This window comes from Pseudomonas sp. FIP_A4 (assembly GCF_036701605.1).
Lineage (GTDB): Bacteria > Pseudomonadota > Gammaproteobacteria > Pseudomonadales > Pseudomonadaceae > Stutzerimonas > Stutzerimonas phenolilytica.
The window spans coordinates 1-950 of the sequence record NZ_JAYDXP010000046.1; the positions used below are offsets into that span (position 1 = coordinate 1).

General features: G+C 66.1%; 3 pseudogenes. 1 reads left to right on the plus strand and 2 read right to left on the minus strand.

The annotated features are described in order from the left end of the window. Window positions 1–140: 140 nt before the first annotated feature. Window positions 141–242, plus strand: a pseudogene (locus U8L64_RS20165) (hypothetical protein); the annotation flags it as partial. A 368-nt stretch (window positions 243–610) separates the two neighbouring features. On the opposite strand, the pseudogene U8L64_RS00340 reads toward U8L64_RS20165, so the two are convergent. Together U8L64_RS00340 and U8L64_RS00345 are read right to left on the minus strand one after the other, a co-directional pair. Continuing rightward, window positions 611–712, minus strand: a pseudogene (locus tag U8L64_RS00340) (hypothetical protein); the annotation flags it as partial. Next, window positions 700–849 (minus strand): annotated as a pseudogene (locus tag U8L64_RS00345) (hypothetical protein); the annotation flags it as partial. The pseudogenes U8L64_RS00345 and U8L64_RS00340, both read right to left, overlap by 13 nt. Window positions 850–950: the final 101 nt, after the last annotated feature.

The following is a 950-nucleotide window of genomic DNA, read 5'->3' on the forward strand; positions in this document are numbered from 1 at the left end:
CAGCAGCGGGTAGAGGCCGTCGGCCACCGACAGCCGGTTGATCAGCTGCAGCAGCAGCCAGCCGCCGCCCAGGCCGAGGGCGATGCCGATGCCGAACTGCTGCACCAGGCTCACCAGCACCATCCAGGTGAACTCGGTCTATGCCCTACATTGCGCTGCAGCTCAAAGGCATCGTGCTCGGCGTCAACCTGCTGATCGGCACCAACATCGATGCCACCGGCACCGGTACCAGCGACACGGCGAAACGCTGCAGCTGGGCGCCATCGCGCTCGCCTGCGAGCAGACCGGCAGCGCCCAGCAGTGCCTGGACCTGACGCTCGCCTACCTGAACGAGCGCCAGCAGTTCGGCCGCCCAGGCACCGAATCGATCCGCGACGTGGTGCAGCGTTCCGCGCAGAGTGTGCAGCTGCTCGACAGCCGCATGGGGGAGATCGACCCCCGCCGCCGAGCAGCAGACCTTCAACTGGAAGATGGTCACCTCCTGGCCGAAGAACTTCCCCGGCGTCGGCGACGATGCGAGTGAGGTCGCCACCGCAGTCGCTGCCGGCGCCGCGGCCGAAGCCGAAGCCGACGCCGAAGCCGAAGGTGCAGTCGAAGCCGCCCCCGCCTGGGGCACGCCGCCGCGGATGCACTTGATGACGATGAACAGGAACAACAGCTGGGTGGCGCCGAACATGAAGGCACCGATGCTCGACACCATGTTGAAGTTGGCGACGGCCCTTTTCGTCCACCACCCGCAGTTCGATGCCGAACTGCAAGCGCCCCTGGCGCGTCCAGACGGTATCGTTGACGGCCCTCGATACCTTCCGGCACCAGCTTCTCCGCACCCGCGGAGGAGTCCTGGAAATAGGGACAGAAGCTGATGACGCGCTCCACCGTTACGTCTGCAAAACCCCGAAAATCCGCGCGCTCAGCGCCCGCTGCCAATGCCACGTTCGATGTCTTGGTGT